Source organism: Nocardioides sp. YIM B13467 (genome assembly GCF_042788075.1).
In the GTDB taxonomy this organism is placed as follows: domain Bacteria; phylum Actinomycetota; class Actinomycetes; order Propionibacteriales; family Nocardioidaceae; genus Nocardioides.
The window spans coordinates 4,480,453-4,496,963 of record NZ_JBHZPJ010000046.1 but is presented as its reverse complement, the minus strand read 5'-3'; the positions used below and the strand labels follow the sequence as shown (position 1 = coordinate 4,496,963).

Genomic DNA, 16,511 nt, shown 5'->3' with positions numbered 1-16,511 from the left:
CCTGATGCACGTCGTGTTCTACCGGAACCTCAACCTCGGTCATGCCGGGTCGCCGAACCGGGAGCAACTGGAGTGTGCGCTCGAGCGGGGCGGCGCCTTGCGCGTGAGGTCGTTCCAGACGAACGGGACGGTGTTGCTCGAGGCCGATGCCCCCGAGAGGGTCGTGGCTGCGGCAGCCGGCGAACTGGGCTCCCTGGCAGGGTACGACGACGCGGCCATCGTGAGGCCGCTGGCGGACCTCGAAGAGCTGTTGGCCCTGGGGGTGTTCGAGAAGCACCAGTCCCCCCGCACGTACCGCGAAACCGTGACGTTCTTCCGCGGCGGCAAGGAGCCGAGTTGGTCAACGCCGTGGACCAACTCCAAGGACGACGTCGACGTGCTGCACATCGGAGACGGGATCGCCCTGAGCCTGATCCGCAAACCCCGCAACTCAGCGGGGAGTCCCACCTTCGAACTGGAACTGGCCACCGGTGGCGTGGCCACGACGAGGACCCGTGGTTCCATCGACCGGCTGCTGAACGCCGCCGCAAAGTGGAAGTAGCCCTCGTCGTTGAGGCGGAAGCCACCGGGGAGTGGCAGGGGGTATCGGAAACGACTACCCTCTACGATCCTCGCTGAACCGTCTCGAGGAAGAGTGAGATGTCCGACCCCACCGGAAGCACTGCTCAACAACAACCGAAACCCACCGAGCTCGCCAACGCGGCGGCGGAGGAAGCCCGACGGCGGCGGCTCGGGCTGCCCCCGCTACCACGGCGGCGGCGCGACCGGAGCCGCCCCGTACGCCTGGCGCTGCGCTGGCTCGTGAGCGTCGGCCTGCTCGTCGCGGTGGCCTTCCTCGGCACCTCGGCGTGGGCCTACTTCACCGGTGAGATCGGTCCGCTGCGCGGTGCCGAGAAGGACGTCGCGCGCACTCTCGCCCTCGCCGGCGACACCCCCGCCTGGGCCGATCCCGAGCAGATCCGCTGCGCGGCGGACGCCGTGGTCAAGGACAAGGGCAGCGCCGGGCTCGCAGATGCCGGAGTGGTCACCAAGAGCGGCAGCGGGTTCAGCTACGCCGGCGAGTGGCCCTCGGCGCTGGGCTCGCAGTGGTACGCGGAGCTGCTCGACTGTGCCGACGGCGGCGCCAACAGCTGGAGCAGGCAGGTCGCGGACGCCTGGACGCTCGATGACCCCCGATGCCTGCGGGAGGTCGGCCGCCCCGAGATCGCCGGTGTCCTGGCCGTCACCAACCTGCGGCTCACCGACGAGGACCTCGCCGCCAAGAACGTCGCCGCGATCACCCAGCTCGACAGCTGCTACGCCCGCACCCCCGAGGCGCCGACCGGCGCTGCCGCCGCGGGCTACCGCGAGGTCACGCTGAAGGTCACCGCCCCGGCGGTCGCCTCCGGCATCGCCTCCATCGACGACGGCGCCACCCAGCCGACCGCAGGTGAGGACCCAGAGCTCACCTACACCCTGCCGGTCGCCAAGGGCGGCACCGAGGCTTGCGTGGAGGCGACCACCAAGGTGACGTACGCCTGGGGCACGGTCCGAGCCGGCGAGCCGGCCAAGCTCTGCGGCAAGGCGGCCGCGGCCCGGATGGAGTGGCACACCGTCGAGCGCTCGTGCCCGAAGGGCAAGCCGAAGTGCACCTACATGGCGGCCTACGTCGAGGGGTTGGCCGACAACCAGACGATGACGGTCACCTACCGACCGACGGGTGACTTCAAGTGCGCCGGCAAGAAGCCCACCTGCACGGTCAAGATCAAGGCCGACGCCAGCGGCAAGGCCCGCACGCCGGGCCTCATGGTCACCGGCAAGAAGGGGAAGGTCGTGGCCAGCGCGGGCAGCCTGAAGGCGACGTACACCGGCTGAAGCGAAGCCCGAAGCAATGGGCACAGCTCGTAGGCTGGTGGGCGTGCCTTCCGACCTCACCTTCGGCGCCACCCGCGGGCCCAGCCCCGACCCGGCTCGGCGCCCGCCGGCCCTGCCCCGCAAGCGCCGCCGGACCCTCGTCGACCTCCCCGGTGGGCAGTACGCCGCCGGCGACTCCTTCGGCGAGGGCTACCAGGCCGACGGCGAGGGTCCGGTGCATCCGGTCGAGCTGCCCGGGTTCCGGCTCGACGCGACCGCGGTGACCAACGAGGAGTTCGCTCGGTTCGTGAAGGCGACCGGCCACGTCACCACGGCCGAGCGGGAGGGCTTCTCGGCCGTCTTCCACCTGGCCTTCGACGGCAACCCGCGTGACATCCTTGGCCGCTCCCCGGAGGCGCCCTGGTGGCTCGGCGTACGCGCCGCGTCCTGGCGGGCGCCGGAGGGCCCCGGCTCCAACGTCGGCCGCCGCGGCAACCACCCGGTCGTGCACGTCTCCCACGACGACGCGCTGGCCTACTGCGACTGGGCCGGGACGAGGCTGCCGACCGAGGCCGAGTGGGAGTACGCCGCCCGCGGCGGCCGCGCCGGCTCACGGTTCCCGTGGGGCGACGACCTGGAGCAGGGCGGCACCCACCACGCCAACGTCTGGCAGGGAGTCTTCCCCGACACCAACACCGCCGACGACGGGTTCGTCACGACCGCGCCGGTGCGGACGTACGAACCCAACGGCTTCGGGCTGTTCCAGATGATCGGCAACGTCTGGGAGTGGTGCGCGGACTGGTTCTCGCCGACCTACTACACCGACCTCGTCGACTCCGGCTCCTCCTCGGACCCGCGGGGCCCGGCCGAGGGCCTGACCCGCGTCATGCGCGGCGGCTCCTACCTCTGCCACGACTCCTACTGCCACCGCTACCGGCTCTCGGCGCGCTCCAGCAGCCCGCCCGACTCGACCGCGGGCAACCTGGGGTTCCGCTGCGCGGCCGACCTGGACGATCAGTCGGCCGGGTAGAACTCCTTCGGGCAGGTGTCACCGGCACAGTCGGCGTACTTCTCACTCAGCCCACGCAGCTCGGCCAGCTCGTCGGCGTACTCGGGGAGCAGCGCGAGCGAGCGGATCTGGTAGGGGTCCTCTGCCAGGTCGTAGAGCTCTTCGCTGCCGTCGGAGAAGCGGGCGTAGGTCCAGTCACCGAAGCGGATCCCCGAGTAGATCTGCTTGTAGCCGTCGTTGACCCGCCAGGCGGAGAGCGGGATCACCCGGTCCTGCGCGGGGGCCTCGAGCCACGGCATGATGTTGACGCCGTCCTGGGCGCGCCCCGGCTCGGCGCCGGCGACCGCCATGATCGTGGTGGCGATGTCGGGGTTGCCGACCCCGGTGGCCAGGGTCCGCCCGGCCGGGATGCCCGGGCCGCGCAGGATCACCGGGATCCGCTGCGTCTCGCGGTAGTGCATCAGCTTGCCGTTGATGTTGTGGCCGCCGGTGGTGTAGCCGTTGTCCGAGGAGAAGATGATGATGGTGTTGTCGAGCTGGCCGGTCTCCTGCAGACGGAGTACGTGGCTGGCGACCGCGCGGTCGAGCGACTGGACGGCCTCGACCCGCTGCTCGTGCGCGATCCGCAGCTCGGCGCGGCCCTGTGCGTCGAAGTACTTGCGGGAGGCCGAGATCCGCGGCGCATCGGTCGGGGTGCGGAACATGTTGGGGGTGTCCGGCAGCTCGAGACCGTCGAAGGAGTGCTTGTCCTCCTCCGCCGGTCGGGTCGTGCTGGTGCCCTCCGGGTCTTCCGGCTCGTCGGGCCCGCCGTGGTGCGGGGCCACGTAGTTGAGCCACATGTACCACGGCTTGTCGGCGCGCTCTGGCGCCGAGATCATCTCGTTGGCCTGGTCCCGCATGACGTACGTCGTGTAGCGGTTGTAGGTCGTGAGCTTGCCGTTGTGGTTGATCCTCGGCCGGATGAAGTTGTAGGTCGACATGTCGGTCGTCGCCCGCCAGTCGGTCCACCCGGGCGGCACGTCCTTGGCCGTTCCGTTGAGGCCGTAGCCGTTGAGGTACTTGCCGGCGAAGAGGGTGTCGTAGCCCGCATCCTGCAGCGCCTCGGGCAGCGTGCCGGTGTGGTCCATCGACTCGTAGCCACCGCGTTCGCCGTTGATCGTCACGGTGTGGTGGTTCTGGCTGTACTGCCCGGTCAGAAGGGATGCACGGGCCGGCACGCAGATCGGCGTCGGAGCGATCGCCTCGGTCAGCGAGGTGCCCTGCGCGGCCAGGAGGCTGCGGGTGTGGGGCATGAACTCGAGATCCTCGTAGGCGAGGTCGTCCGCCGTGATCATGAGGATGTTGGGCTGGGTCGAGTAGGGCGCCCAGTCGGGCGTCGATGTCGGCGTCGAGGGCACCACGCCCCCGTTGTCGCGCGCGAAGGCGTTCCCGGCCAGAGACCCCAGCGACCCCAGCGGACCGGCCGATTCAGGCATCGCGCCGAGCGCGATCGAGGCGCCGGCGAGCACGGCAACGGCCGCCACCGCCAATCGGGCGCGAGGCGCCATGTGGTCTGCTCCCTTGGTCGATCCCCGCGTCGTATGTTTCTGTCCGGTTCCACTCCATACCGGACCGGGTTAACGTTACCGAAGGGGGCCGTCATGACCCCAATGCCCGGCTGATCAGGAGACTCAAGTGAGCGAATCGCGCGAGAACTACGGCGACTACAGTGTCGACGACGAGGACCAGATCACCGGTGAGGACGCGCTCTCCGGGGACGTTCTCGAAGGTGAGGTGCGCGACGAGCTCGACCACGGCATCGTCACCGCCGACCACTACTCCACCGACTACGGCAACACGCCCTGGGAGGAGGAGCACCGCGAGTGCATCGACCAACGCCGCCACCAGGAGGTGCCGGAGCCGGATCCCTACGCGGTCGAGTACGACGATGCCGAGGAGAGCGACGACCCTGACGGCCGCGAGGTCGGCAACCAGCGAGCGGGCCGGCTGGTCGACCCCGACCGCGGCGAGGGCGAGGATGCGGAGTCCGAGCTGTACGGGATCGATGCCGGCATCGACGGCGCCGGCGCCTCCGCGGAGGAGGCCGCCATCCACATCATCGACGACAGCGACGCCGAGAGCGACGACGGGGACGACTACCGCTAGGCGGTGAGGTCGTCGATCTCCAGCACGATCTCGACCTCGAACCCCTCAGAGCTCTCCAGGTAGAGCGCCGTGTGCTCGTCGCCGCCTGCGTGCGGGTAGCGGTCGGCGTACATCTCGTGCCAGCCGTGCTCGGTCGACGCCGCCCGGATCCTGTCGAGCTGGTCTCGGTCATCGATCATGAACGCGATGTGGTTGACGCCGGGCCGCAGCCGGTCCTGCGTGCCGTGCTGGTCCTTGGAGTGCTCCATGAAGACGTACGTCCCGTCCGGCGCCTCCCAGAAGTGGCCCTGGGTGCCGGCCTCCCAGCCGAGCTCGCCGAAGAGCCAGCCCCACTCCCCCGAGGCAGTCTCGAAGTCGTCGACCCAGAGGTCCCAGTGGTGGATCGCCCGCATCTTCGTCTCCTCGGTTCAGGCGATCATCCGACGATCGCGACGTTCTTGACCTCGATGTCGTGCGCCTCTTCGCCATAGTTGTGTACGGCAGTGGCCATCGTCTCCAGCACGGCGGCGGCGCGTCCGGAGGCATCGATCATTCGGCGCGCGGCGCGGTCCGCGGCCTGCTTCGACCCGGTCTCGGCCGACCAGCCGGCGGTGATCTGGTCGACCTCGTCCATCAGGTCGGTGAAGAAAGTGCGCAGATCTCCGGCGGCAGTCTTCAGAGTCGTCTCGAGGTCCTCGATGCTGGCTTCCTTGACGATCAGGCTGTTGTCGCTCATCAGATGTTCCCCAGTCGCTGCTCGAGATTCGAGGCCTGACCGTGAGCCTCCTGGACGATCTCGTTCTGGGTCGTCGCGTGCTGGACGTCCACGTCGCGCAGCGCGGCGGCGTACTCCTGCATCAGCGTCGCCAGCCCGCCGACCTTCTCGTACCACGTCTGCAGGGACTCCACGAGACCTCCGGCGGCGCTCCCCATCATCCCCGGCACAGCGCTCTCGATGTTGCCGGAGAGGGTGGTCAGCAGCTTCTCGAGATCGGCGATGCTGTCTTCGACATGCTTGGCCGCAGCGGTCTGTTGACCGACTGTCAGTTGGATGTTCACGGGCGCCCCAGAGTATTCGATGTGCCAGTGAGCCTGAGGCTACATTGTCCCCCGGCGTACGTGGGTGGGTACAGACTCGGAAGGCTTGGTGGATGGCGTCGTACGACTTCGAGGTCGATCTGGAGTCCTTGGCCAAGGCTGCTCAGGGGCTGGCTGAGACGGTGCAGCTGTTCAAGGACAAGGACGTCGAGGACCTGGTGCCTTCCGAGGACGCCTGCGGCTCCGAGGAGGTCTGGGGCGCGGTCGAGGAGTTCAAGGACCGCTGGGAGCGGGGCATGAACAACCTCTGCGAGGACGTCGGCGAGATGTCCGGTCGCATCGGGAAGATCGCGATGAACTACTTCGAGCTCAACGAGACGGGCAAGACGGAGATGGACAAGGCCAAGTCCGCCGCGACCGACCTCACCATCACCGGCGGAGGGAAGTAGCCGGTGCCCGACTTCACCATCAAGGGCAATCCCGGTGAGATCCGCTCCCGCGGCCAGACCTGCGCCGACAAGGGCAAGTTCTTCGACCAGACCGGCGACGCCCTCACCAGGATCGACACTCAAGGCTGGATCGGCCGGGCCGCCGACAACTTCCGCGACGCCCACGACCGCGAACCGAACCGCTGGTACGAGGCCGGCACCGGCTTCCGCGCCGCTGGCAACGCCCTGATCGACTACGCCTCCGCCCTGGAGACCGCACAGCAGAACGCGGCCACCGCCAAGTCGGAGTACGAACGTGGCGAGGGCGTCACCACCCAGGCCAAGTCCGACTATGCCGAATACTCCAGCCGCTTCGACCGGGCCCGCTCCGACGCGCTGGCCGGCGGGATGACGTACCCCTACACCAAGGACCCCTTCACAGACCCCGGTGCCGAGATCCGCTCAGGCGCGCTGGAGATGTTCGAGACCGCCAAGAGCGACCTGAAGATCGCGGCCGCACGCTGCGCCCGAGAGGTACGCGTCGGCTGCAAGGACGCTCCGGAGAAGCGCAACTGGTTCGAGTCCGGACTCGCCTTCGTCGGCGGCATCTTCGAGGGCGCCGGTGAGGCCGTCTGGGATCTCGTCAAGATGGGCTACAACATGGGCCCGCTCCACGACATCATCGAGCTCGCCACCGGTGATCTCACCGCAGAGGAGCTGGCCGCCCAGAAGTCGATGATGCTCGAGGACGCCGAGGCGCTGTGGCAAGCCCTCAAGACCGACCCCCTCGAGTTCGGCAAGCAGCTCGGCAAGGGCCTGCTCGACTGGGACACCTGGGCCGACGACCCCGCCCGCGCGATCGGCCACCTCGTCCCCGACATCGTCGCCGGTGTTCTCTCCGGCGGCACCGCCACCGCCGCGACCCGCGGCATCAAGGGCGGTGCCGACGCCCTCGACGCGCTCAGCGATCTGTCCAGAGGAGCCCGAGGCCTTGATGACCTCGGCGACTTGGGCAAGCTTGATGATCTGGGCGGTCCCAGCAGGCTCGATATCGAGGACCTGAGCGAGCTCGGAGAACTCCAGACGGGCGGACACATCGCTCCGAGGGACTACGGCCAACGCTTCGACTGGGCAGAAGATGCGTACGACGAGATCCGCGAAACGTCTGATGACATCGACAAGATCGCGAGTGATCCGACGAACACTTCCCTTCCAGACGGGACACAAGTCACACCAGACGATCTACGGGCGATCAAGGACCACGTATTCCTCAAGGAACATGAACTGGATGGCGACGATGGACTCCCGCAGATGAAGCGGTTCGATGCAAGCCCCGAGCAGGCGGAAGCATGGTTCCGCCTGCAGGATGGTAAAGGAACCGACCTCGACCGCCTGTGGCTTCAGCACGAGAAATTCGAGCTCGAGTACATGCGAGACAATCCTGGTTCAACCTACCGAGAGGCCCACGACGCCGCGAACAAAGTGGCAAACTGGGCGAAAGAGATGGGACTGTAATGGGCGCGCTTATCGACGGAGAAAAGGTCTTCGAGGACGAGGAACTTGTCGTGTACTCATTCGAGTCCACGAGCGGACGATCCGGCCGAGTGGCAGCTTCGAAGAGCGATCTCAGCAGGTTCTTCGTTGTTCCTGACCCAACCTCTGAACGCGCGGCGATGGCCATCCTTCACAAGGCGTCACGGCAGGCGTCAAGCAGCGGCACCTGGCCAGCGAAGGTGGTCTACGCCGCATAGTTTGTGGTGGCGCGCGACCGGGTGGCCATCCCTGATAAAGCCGCCGCGCGTTGAAACTCGCTCGCAGCCGTTGGCAGGGGCGTGTGAGGATCGGGGCGTGAGTGACCTGAAGACCTTCATTGCCGGGCTGCCCAAGGCCGAGCTCCATGTCCACCACGTCGGGTCGGCTTCGCCGCGGATCGTCTCGGAGCTGGCTGCGCGGCATCCGGGGACGGTGCCGGCGGACATCGAGCTGCTGCGGGAGTACTTCACGTTCAGCGACTTCGCGCACTTCATCGAGGTCTACCTCTCGGTCGTCGACCTGGTCCGTACGCCGGAGGACATCCGCTATCTGACCTACGAGATCGCGCGTGACCTGGCGCAGACTCAGCAGGTCCGTTACGCCGAGCTGACCTGCACCCCCTACACCTCCGTACGCCCGGATCTGGCCGTGCGCGAGCCTGGGCAAACCGGGCACACCGGGATGGCGATCGAGGCCTACACCGAGGCGCTCGAGGACGCTCGGGTGGGCGCCGAGCGCGACTTCGGGATCACGCTGCGCTGGATCTACGACATCCCGGGTGAGTCGGGGATTCCGGCGGCCGATGCGACGCTGGCGTACGCCGTCGACCACGGCCCCGAGGCGCTCGTCGGGTTCGGGCTCGGCGGACCCGAGGTGGGGGTTCCCCGGCCACAGTTCGAGAGGCACTTCGACGCAGCCCGCGCCGCGGGGCTCCGCTCGCTGCCGCACGCAGGCGAGACCACCGGACCGCAGACGATCTGGGACGCCCTGACCGTGCTGAAGGCCGAGCGGATCGGCCACGGCACCTCGGCGGCCCAGGATCCCGCCCTGCTCGCCCACCTCGCCGAGCACCGGATCCCGCTCGAGGTCTGCCCCTCGTCCAACGTCGCCACCGGCGCCGTCGCGACGCTCGAGGAGCACCCGCTGAAGACGTTCGTCGATGCCGGCGTGCCGGTCACGATCAACTCCGACGACCCGCCGATGTTCGCGACCACGCTCAACCAGGAGTACGAGATCGCGACCGACCTCCTCGGCCTCGACACCGCGGGCATCGCCGACCTCGCCCGTGCTGCGGTCGACGTCTCCTACGCACCCGACGACGTCAAGACCCGGCTGCGCGCCGAGATCGACGCGTACGCCACGCCTTAAGCGCTTGACGCGGCTCGGCCCCGCCCGTTTGCTGGACGCCATGGGCGAACTGACACTGGCGGTCAACGGGATCGAGCTGTGCGTCGAGACGTTCGGGAGTCCGGCGGACCCGCCGATCCTGCTCGTCGGTGGGATGAGCGCCTCGATGGACTACTGGGAGGACGACTTCTGCCAGGCGCTGGCCGCGGGCCGGAGGTTCGTGATCCGCTACGACCACCGCGACACCGGCCGCTCGACGACTTGGCCGCCGGGAGAGCCGGGCTACACCGGGCGCGACATGATCGCGGACATCCCGGCTCTCCTCGACGCGTTCGGCCTCGACAAGGCCCACATCTTCGGCATCTCGATGGGCGGGGCGCTGGCCCAGTGTGCGGCGGTGCTCTATCCGGAGCGGGTCGAGACGCTGATCCTCAACGAGACCTCACCGGCCTTCGACGGCGTACCCGACCTGCCGCCCATCGGCGAGGAGCTGGCCGACTTCTTCGCGAAGGCGGCCACCACCACGGTCCCGGATCCCGACGACCACGAGGCTCTGGTGTCGATGCTGGTGGAGGACCAGCGGGCGTTCGTTCCCGAGGGCTTCGACGAGGCCAGGATGCGGGCGGTGATCGAGCGGGTCGTACGCCGCACGCCGGACATGCGGCCGAGCTTCGCCAACCACCAGGCGATGAGCGACGGCGAGCCGATCGAGGCGACCTTGGCCGACATAGCCGCGCCGACGCTGGTCATCCACGGCACCCGCGACCCGCTGTTCCCGATCGGGCATGCCGAGATCCTGGCCCGCGACATCCCCAATGCGACGCTCCTCGCCCTCGACGGCGTCGGCCACGAGCCGCCCCCGCCCTCGACCTGGGACAAGGTCGTCCCCGCGATCATCGATCACACGGGCTAGACCTCGATCTTCCCCAGCACGTCGCCGATCGCGACCGTCCCACCCACGTCGGTGCCGCGGGAGAGCACGCCCGCACGATGTGCGACGACGCGGGTCTCCATCTTCATGGCGTCGATGACCGCGACGTCCTGGCCCTCGGTGACCTGCTCGCCGTCGGGGACGAGCCAGTCGACGAGTACGCCGGGAACGGTTGCCTCGAGCACGGTGGGGTCGGCGACGGCCGCTGACCCGGGATCGGCCGTCACCGACCCGCCCGCCGCGAGACCACGCAGGAGGTCATCCGGAAGCCCGAGCATCACCCGGCGGCCGTCGAGCTCGATCGGCACCCGCCGAAGCGACTGCACTGGCGCCGGCTCGGGTCGCCGCTGCTCCTCCAGCCGCGGCATCAGCGTGGTCTCGATCCACTGCGTGTGCACCGCGAACCCGGCGGTCGAGAAGGCCGGGTCGTCGAGCAGGACGCGAGCGAAGGGTACGACGGTCGCGACCCCCTCGACGCTGAGCTCACGGAGCGCGCGGCGGGCACGTACGACGGCGGTGTCCCGGTCCGGCGCGTGCACGATCAGCTTGGCGATCAGCGAGTCGAAGGCGCTCTGCACCGTGTCGCCCGTCTCGATCCCGGCGTCCCAGCGCACGCCCGGCCCCGCTGGGACCCGCAGGCCCGTCACGACGCCGGGGCTCGGCAGGAAGCCGCGGCCCGGGTCCTCTGCGTTGATCCGCAGCTCGATCGCATGGCCCGTCGGCGCCGGCGTCTCCGAGAAGGAGAGCCCCTCGCCCGCGGCGATGCGCAGCTGCTCCGCGACGAGGTCGACACCGGTGACCGCCTCGGTGATCGGGTGCTCGACCTGCAGGCGGGTGTTCACCTCGAGGAACGAGATCACCCCGTCCTCGCCCATCAGGAACTCGACGGTCCCGGCCCCGCGGTAGGAGACCGCGGCGCAGATGTCGCGCGCGGCGTCGTGGATGCGGCGACGCTGCTCCTCCGTCAGCCCCGGCGCGGGCGCCTCCTCGACGAGCTTCTGGTTGCGGCGCTGCAGCGAGCAGTCCCGGTCGCCGACCACCACGACGTGCCCGGTGCCGTCGCCGAGCACCTGCACCTCGATGTGCCGCGGACGCTCCAGGAACCGCTCGACGAAGCACTCGCCGCGACCGAACGCGGCCAGCGCCTCGCGCGAGGCGGAGTCGAAGGCATCGGCGACGTCGTCGAGCTCGCGCGCGACCTTCAGCCCACGGCCGCCACCACCGAAGGCGGCCTTGATCGCGATGGGGAGCCCGTGCTCGCGCGCGAACGCGACCGCCTCGTCGGCCGACTCCAGCGGCCGGTCGGTGCCGGCGACCAGCGGGGCGCCGACGCTCTGCGCGATCCGGCGTGCGGTGATCTTGTCGCCGAGGCTGTCGATGCTCGCAGGAGCCGGGCCGATCCAGATCAGGCCGGCGGCCTCGACGGCGCGCGCGAACTCGGCGCTCTCGGACAGGAACCCGTAGCCCGGATGCACGGCGTCGGCGCCGGAGGCCTGCGCCGCGGCCATGAGCCACTCGATGCTGAGGTAGGACTCGGCGGCGGTGGACCCACCGAGCACGTACGCCTCGTCGGCAAGACGCACGTGCAGCGCGTCGGCGTCCTGGTCGGCGTAGACGGCGACCGACACGAGGCCGGCCTCGGCAACCGCCCGCACGACGCGGACGGCGATCTCTCCCCTGTTGGCGATGAGCACCCTGCGCATGTCAGTCTCCTCGGTTCTCGGTCGTCGGCCCAACGGCCAAAATAGGCACAGTGGGCGCGACGGGTCGGAAGCGGATGCGGACCCCGGGCGGCAGCTGCCCGGCCAGGTCCAGGTCGCGGTCGATGACCGCGCCGATGATCGGATAGCCGCCGGTGAGCGGGTGGTCCGGAAGGAACAGCACGGGCTGGCCGTCGGGTGGCACCTGGATCGCGCCGGTCACCGCGCCCTCGCTCGGCAGCTCGCCGGCGACGTCCCGCTCGAGCGGGACGGCGCCCTCGAGGCGTACGCCGACCCGGTCGGAGCGCGGTGTGACGGTCCACTCCTGCTCGACGAGGGTGCGTACGCCGGCCGGGGTGAACCAGTCCTCGCGCGGGCCGAGCACGACGCGCAGCTCGACCGTGTCACCGGGTGCGGGCAGCGGGTCGGCGGGAGCGGGGTTCGGGTCCACCGAGTGGGGTGCGGCCGAGGGCCCGTGCAGCGGCACGACGTCGCCGGCGCGCAGGGGCCGTCCGCCGAGGTCGCCGGGGCCGAGGCCCGCGAGCGTGTCGCTCGAGAGGCTGCCGAGTGCCGGCTCGAGATCCAGACCGCCACGCACCGCGATCACGGCGCGCAGGCCGGCGCTCACCGCGCCTAGACGCAGCTCCTCGCCGTCCTCGAGCGCGGTGGCGGCGCCGTGCTCGACGGGGAGCGGCGGGCCGTCGGTGCGTACGATCGTCGTCTCGGCGAGGGCGCCCGCGACCGCCACGACGGCGGGGCCGGTGAAGCGCAGGACCGCACCGCCACCGGCGAGCTCGAGACCTGCCGCTCCCGGAGCGTTCCCCACGGCGCGGTTCGCGGCCCGCAGGGCGCGGCGGTCGGCCGTTCCCGACGCGGAGACTCCGAGCGCGGCGTGGCCGGGGCGGCCGAGGTCTTCGAGCACCAACTGTAGGCCGGGACGTACGACCTCGACTGCGAACGAATGGTCCGCCGCGTCGGCAACCGGGTCGGAGGCTGTCACCGCGACCGACTCCCGCTCGAGCCGCTCGAACCGCACGGTCATCCCGGGCGCGAGCAGGGCGGGCGGGTCCCGGTGCAGGTCCCACATCGGTGCGTCCGTACGCCCGATCAGCTGCCAGCCACCGGGGCTCTCCCTGGGGTAGACGCCCGAGAACGTCCCGGCCAGCCCGACGGAGCCGGCGGGGATCCGGGTGCGTGGAGAGGAGCGCCGCGGTACGTCGAAGAGCGGGTCGTCGCCGACGAGGTAGCCGAAGCCGGGCGCGTAGCCGGTGAAGGCCACCCGCCAGGTCGCGGCCGCGTGGCGCGCGGCGACCTGCTCTGCGCTGACCCCGAGCAGCTCCGCGACCTCGTCGAGATCCTGTCCGTCGTAGCGGACACCGATGGTCACCGAACCAGCGGTCGGAAGGCCACCGTGGACGGCTTCGACGCGACCCAGCTCCTTCGCGAGGGTCACCTCGTCGACCAGCGTCGGGTCGAACCGGACGAGCACCGTCCGGGCGGCCGGCACCAGCTCGACGACGCCGGTCGGCGGCGCGGCCACGAGGGCAGCGTGCAGCCGCATCGCGCCCTCGAGGTCGTCCTCCTCGACCAGCAGCGCCTGATCCGATGCGATGAGAACGCGCCTCACGCCAGATACTCCGCATCCCGTACGTCGGTGATGAACATGTGACCGGGCGCGTGGGTCAGCGCGAACGGCGGGCGCGAGTCCATGATCGCGGCCTGCGGCGTGACCCCGCAGGCCCAGAACACCGGCACCTCGCCGTCGCGCACCTCCGGCGGGTCCCCGAACTCAGGAGCGGCGAGGTCGGCGATGCCCAGCGAGGCCGGGTCACCGACGTGCACCGGCGCACCGTGCACCGCCGGATAGCGCCCGGAGATGCGTACGGCATCGGCGACGCGGTCAGCGGGGATCGGCCGCATCGAGACCACCATGTCGCCGCGCAGGCGCCCGGCGGGAGCGCACGGGCGGGATGTGCGGTACATCGGCACGTTACGTCCGAGCTCCTGGTGGCGGATCGGGATCTCGGCGTCGGCCAGGCCCGCCTCGAACGTGAAGCTGCAGCCGATCAGGAACGAGACCAGGTCGGGGTGCTCCTCCCACGCCGCGCTCGCGTCCGTCACCTCCTCGGTGAGCACACCATCACGCCAGATCCGGTACGCCGGGATGTCGGTGCGCAGGTCGGAGCCGGGCGCCAGGGTCGACTCGTAGGCGCCCGGGTCGAGCACCTCGAGCACCGGGCACGGCTTCGGGTTGCGCTGCGCGAAGAGCAGCACCTCGAAGGCCCAGTCGGCCGGCACGGAGATCAGGTTCGCCTGCACCAGGCCGTGGGCGACGCCACTCGTCGGTGCGACCTCGCCCGCCCGGTAGGAGGTGCGCGCGGCGCGAGCCGCGGCGAGCTGGGTGATGCTCGCGGTCATGCCACGGTCCCGGCGAACGGGGCGATCACGATGCCCTCGGCCTCGAACAGGGCTCGGGTCGCGGCAGCCATCCGGATCGCCCCGTCGCTGTCGCCGTGCACGCAGATCGAGTCGGCGCGTACGGCCACGTCGGTGCCGTCGATCGCCTCGACCACACCCTCTCGCGCGAGCCGCAGCATGCGCGCCGCGACGACGTCGGCGTCGTGCAGGACCGCACCGGGTTCGGCGCGCGAGACCAGCTCCCCGCCGGGTGTGTAGGCACGGTCGGCGAAGGCCTCCGCCGCCGTCGCGAGCCCGGCGCTCTCGGCCACGTCGAGCACCACGCCACCCGCCAGTCCCAGCAGCACGAGGGACGGGTCGATCGCCATGACCGCGGCGACCACGACCCGCGCCTGTCGCTCGTCGCGGGCGATCGTGTTGTAGAGCGCACCGTGCGGCTTCACGTAGCGGACGACGCCGCCGACCGCCGAGGTCAGGCCGATCAGCGAGCCGAGCTGATATTCGACGTGCGCCTGCAGCGTCGCGGAGTCGATGTCCACGGCGCGGCGTCCGAAGCCCTCGTAGTCGCGGTAGCCGGGGTGCGCACCGATCGTGACACCGTTGGCCACGGCGTCGGCGAGCGTCGTACGGATCCCTTCAGGGGTGCCGGCGTGGAACCCGCACGCGACGTTGACGCTGGAGACGATCGCGAGCATGGCCGCGTCGTCGGCGACCACACGGTCGGGTGTGTTCTCGCCGAGGTCGGAGTTCAGGTCGATGGTTGCCTTGTAGTTCACGGTGCTCACGCTCCAATGCCGATGAAGGCGAAGATCGGGCCGACCGAGACGATGCCCATGTACCAGCTGAGCAGGGTCGCGAGCGTCCCCAGGATCAGCAGCCACAGCGGGTAGCGGTAGCCGTGCAGGACGTCGCGCTGACGGAACCAGCCGATGTACATGAAGATCGTCATGCCGATCGGGAGGATCAGACCGTTGAAGCCGCCGACGAAGACCAGGATAGCCGCGGGTGCGGCGCCGATCAGCAGGTAGAGGACGAGCGACACCACGATGAAGGCGACGGTCGCGACCTGCAGCGGCCGCCCCGCGCCGAGCTTCTTCGAGAAGGTCGAGATGAAGGTGGCCGAGGTGTAGGCGGCGCCGATGACCGAGGTGATCGCCGCGGCCCAGAAGATCGCACCGAAGATCCGGATGCCGGCGTCGCCGAGCACGGCCCCGAAGGCCTGACCGGCCGGGTTGGCGGCCTGGCTCGAGAAGTCGAGGGTGACGCCGGAGGCCACGACACCGAGGATCGCGAGGAAGAGTACGTAGCGCATGATCCCGGTGACGAGGATGCCGCTCATCGAGGCCCGGTGCACGGCCGGCACGTGCTCGGGGCCGGTCAGGCCGGAGTCGAGGTAGCGGTGGGCACCGGCGTAGGTGATGTAGCCACCGACGGTGCCGCCCACGATCGTGGTGATCGTCGCGAAGTTGAGCGTGTCGGGCACGAAGGTCTGGCGCAGCGCGTCGCCGACCGGAGGCTGCGACGCGATCGCGACGAAGAGAGTGAGTCCGATCATCAGCAGACCGAGCCCGAGCACGACCATGTCGACGACGCGACCGGCCCGCTTGTACATGAAGATGCCGATCGCGAGCAGCGCCGAGAGCAGGCCGCCGACCTTCGGCTCGATGCCCAGCAGGGCGTTCAGACCGAGGCCGGCACCCGCGATGTTGCCGATGTTGAAGGCCAGACCACCGATCACGATGAGCGTCGCCAGCAGGTGACCGGAGTACGGCACCGCCTCGTTCGCCAGGTCGCCGGCCCGTTTGCCGGCGACGGTGATCATGCGCCACACGTTCATCTGCAGCGCGAAGTCGATCAGGATCGAGGCCAGGATCGCGAAGGCGAACGCCGCGCCGAGCTGCGCGGTGAAGGTCGCGGTCTGGGTGATGAAGCCGGGGCCAATGGCCGAGGTGGCCATCAGGAAGATGGCGCCGAGGATGGGTCCTCGGCGGGAACGGGCGAAGCTCTTCGCGCGCTCGGCGCTGGTCGTCTCGGTCATGGGGGACTCCTGCCATCGCTGTGTGGCTGGCACCACACTCTCATTTGTGTAGTACAAGATGGCATAGATTGTTCTACAACAACACCCGCCGTTGTTAAAATGGTGTTTCGAT

The 16,511-nt window shown here is 69.8% G+C and carries 17 protein-coding genes; 8 read left to right on the top strand and 9 right to left on the bottom strand.

Annotation, left to right across the window (positions count from 1 at the left end; all coding sequences use genetic code 11):
- The first annotated feature begins 4 nt into the window (after positions 1-4).
- The 3 genes from ACFX43_RS28870 (at position 5) to ACFX43_RS28860 (ending at position 2,863) form a co-directional block, all read left to right on the top strand.
- Complete coding sequence (locus tag ACFX43_RS28870) at positions 5-541, top strand: DUF1697 domain-containing protein (protein ID WP_378840488.1); 537 nt, start codon at positions 5-7, stop codon at positions 539-541.
- Positions 542-639: 98 nt separating this feature from the next.
- Positions 640-1,854, top strand: coding sequence for a hypothetical protein (locus ACFX43_RS28865; protein ID WP_378840485.1), 1,215 nt, complete (start codon positions 640-642; stop codon positions 1,852-1,854).
- A 43-nt stretch (positions 1,855-1,897) separates the two neighbouring features.
- The gene (locus tag ACFX43_RS28860) at positions 1,898-2,863 is read left to right on the top strand and encodes a formylglycine-generating enzyme family protein (protein WP_378840482.1); all 966 of its coding nucleotides are present in this window, start codon (positions 1,898-1,900) and stop codon (positions 2,861-2,863) included.
- Here ACFX43_RS28860 and ACFX43_RS28855 read toward each other — a convergent pair.
- Positions 2,848-4,389 (bottom strand): sulfatase-like hydrolase/transferase, encoded by a 1,542-nt coding sequence (locus ACFX43_RS28855; protein ID WP_378840477.1) that lies wholly within the window; start codon positions 4,387-4,389, stop codon positions 2,848-2,850. The two genes, ACFX43_RS28860 and ACFX43_RS28855, sit on opposite strands and share 16 nt — an antisense overlap.
- Before the next feature lie 127 nt (positions 4,390-4,516).
- Between ACFX43_RS28855 and ACFX43_RS28850 the strand changes: the two genes are divergently transcribed.
- Complete coding sequence (locus ACFX43_RS28850; protein ID WP_378840472.1) at positions 4,517-4,987, top strand: DUF5709 domain-containing protein; 471 nt, start codon at positions 4,517-4,519, stop codon at positions 4,985-4,987.
- Here ACFX43_RS28850 and ACFX43_RS28845 read toward each other — a convergent pair.
- Genes ACFX43_RS28845 through ACFX43_RS28835 form a run of 3 tightly spaced genes read right to left on the bottom strand, consistent with a single transcriptional unit; the run spans position 4,984 to position 6,025 of the window.
- A complete protein-coding gene (locus tag ACFX43_RS28845; protein ID WP_350716765.1) occupies positions 4,984-5,379 on the bottom strand; it encodes a VOC family protein in 396 nt (131 codons plus the stop codon). The genes ACFX43_RS28850 and ACFX43_RS28845 overlap by 4 nt on opposite strands.
- Positions 5,380-5,402: 23 nt before the next feature.
- Positions 5,403-5,702 carry a hypothetical protein gene (locus ACFX43_RS28840; protein ID WP_378840465.1) on the bottom strand — a complete coding sequence of 100 codons (300 nt, stop codon included), beginning with the start codon at positions 5,700-5,702 and terminating at the stop codon, positions 5,403-5,405.
- Positions 5,702-6,025 (bottom strand): hypothetical protein, encoded by a 324-nt coding sequence (locus ACFX43_RS28835; RefSeq protein ID WP_378840462.1) that lies wholly within the window; start codon positions 6,023-6,025, stop codon positions 5,702-5,704. Before ACFX43_RS28835 ends, ACFX43_RS28840 begins: the two co-directional genes overlap by 1 nt.
- A 92-nt stretch (positions 6,026-6,117) precedes the next feature.
- On the opposite strand from ACFX43_RS28835, the gene ACFX43_RS28830 reads away from it, so the two are divergent.
- From ACFX43_RS28830 to ACFX43_RS28815, 4 genes are all read left to right on the top strand, one after another.
- Positions 6,118-6,453 (top strand): hypothetical protein, encoded by a 336-nt coding sequence (locus ACFX43_RS28830; protein ID WP_350665627.1) that lies wholly within the window; start codon positions 6,118-6,120, stop codon positions 6,451-6,453.
- Positions 6,454-6,456: 3 nt separating this feature from the next.
- Positions 6,457-7,947 carry a putative T7SS-secreted protein gene (locus tag ACFX43_RS28825; protein WP_378840459.1) on the top strand — a complete coding sequence of 497 codons (1,491 nt, stop codon included), beginning with the start codon at positions 6,457-6,459 and terminating at the stop codon, positions 7,945-7,947.
- 333 nt (positions 7,948-8,280) lie between these two features.
- Complete coding sequence (locus ACFX43_RS28820; RefSeq protein ID WP_378840456.1) at positions 8,281-9,333, top strand: adenosine deaminase; 1,053 nt, start codon at positions 8,281-8,283, stop codon at positions 9,331-9,333.
- Positions 9,334-9,373: 40 nt separating this feature from the next.
- Positions 9,374-10,225, top strand: a complete 852-nt coding sequence (locus ACFX43_RS28815; protein ID WP_378840450.1) for an alpha/beta fold hydrolase — start codon at positions 9,374-9,376, stop codon at positions 10,223-10,225.
- Here ACFX43_RS28815 and ACFX43_RS28810 read toward each other — a convergent pair.
- From ACFX43_RS28810 to ACFX43_RS28790, 5 genes are read right to left on the bottom strand one after another with little or no spacing between them, the layout of a single operon-like run.
- Positions 10,222-11,946 (bottom strand): acetyl/propionyl/methylcrotonyl-CoA carboxylase subunit alpha, encoded by a 1,725-nt coding sequence (locus ACFX43_RS28810; protein ID WP_378840444.1) that lies wholly within the window; start codon positions 11,944-11,946, stop codon positions 10,222-10,224. The two genes, ACFX43_RS28815 and ACFX43_RS28810, sit on opposite strands and share 4 nt — an antisense overlap.
- Position 11,947: 1 nt before the next feature.
- Positions 11,948-13,570, bottom strand: a complete 1,623-nt coding sequence (locus ACFX43_RS28805) for a 5-oxoprolinase/urea amidolyase family protein (protein WP_378840441.1) — start codon at positions 13,568-13,570, stop codon at positions 11,948-11,950.
- Positions 13,567-14,361, bottom strand: a complete 795-nt coding sequence (locus ACFX43_RS28800; protein ID WP_350665607.1) for a putative hydro-lyase — start codon at positions 14,359-14,361, stop codon at positions 13,567-13,569. The genes ACFX43_RS28805 and ACFX43_RS28800 overlap by 4 nt, the downstream gene beginning before the upstream one ends.
- Entirely contained in the window at positions 14,358-15,137 is a 780-nt protein-coding gene (locus tag ACFX43_RS28795; RefSeq protein ID WP_378840434.1) for a LamB/YcsF family protein, read from the bottom strand. Before ACFX43_RS28795 ends, ACFX43_RS28800 begins: the two co-directional genes overlap by 4 nt.
- A gap of 5 nt (positions 15,138-15,142) precedes the next feature.
- Positions 15,143-16,399 carry an NRAMP family divalent metal transporter gene (locus ACFX43_RS28790; RefSeq protein WP_378840428.1) on the bottom strand — a complete coding sequence of 419 codons (1,257 nt, stop codon included), beginning with the start codon at positions 16,397-16,399 and terminating at the stop codon, positions 15,143-15,145.
- Positions 16,400-16,511 lie beyond the last annotated feature (112 nt).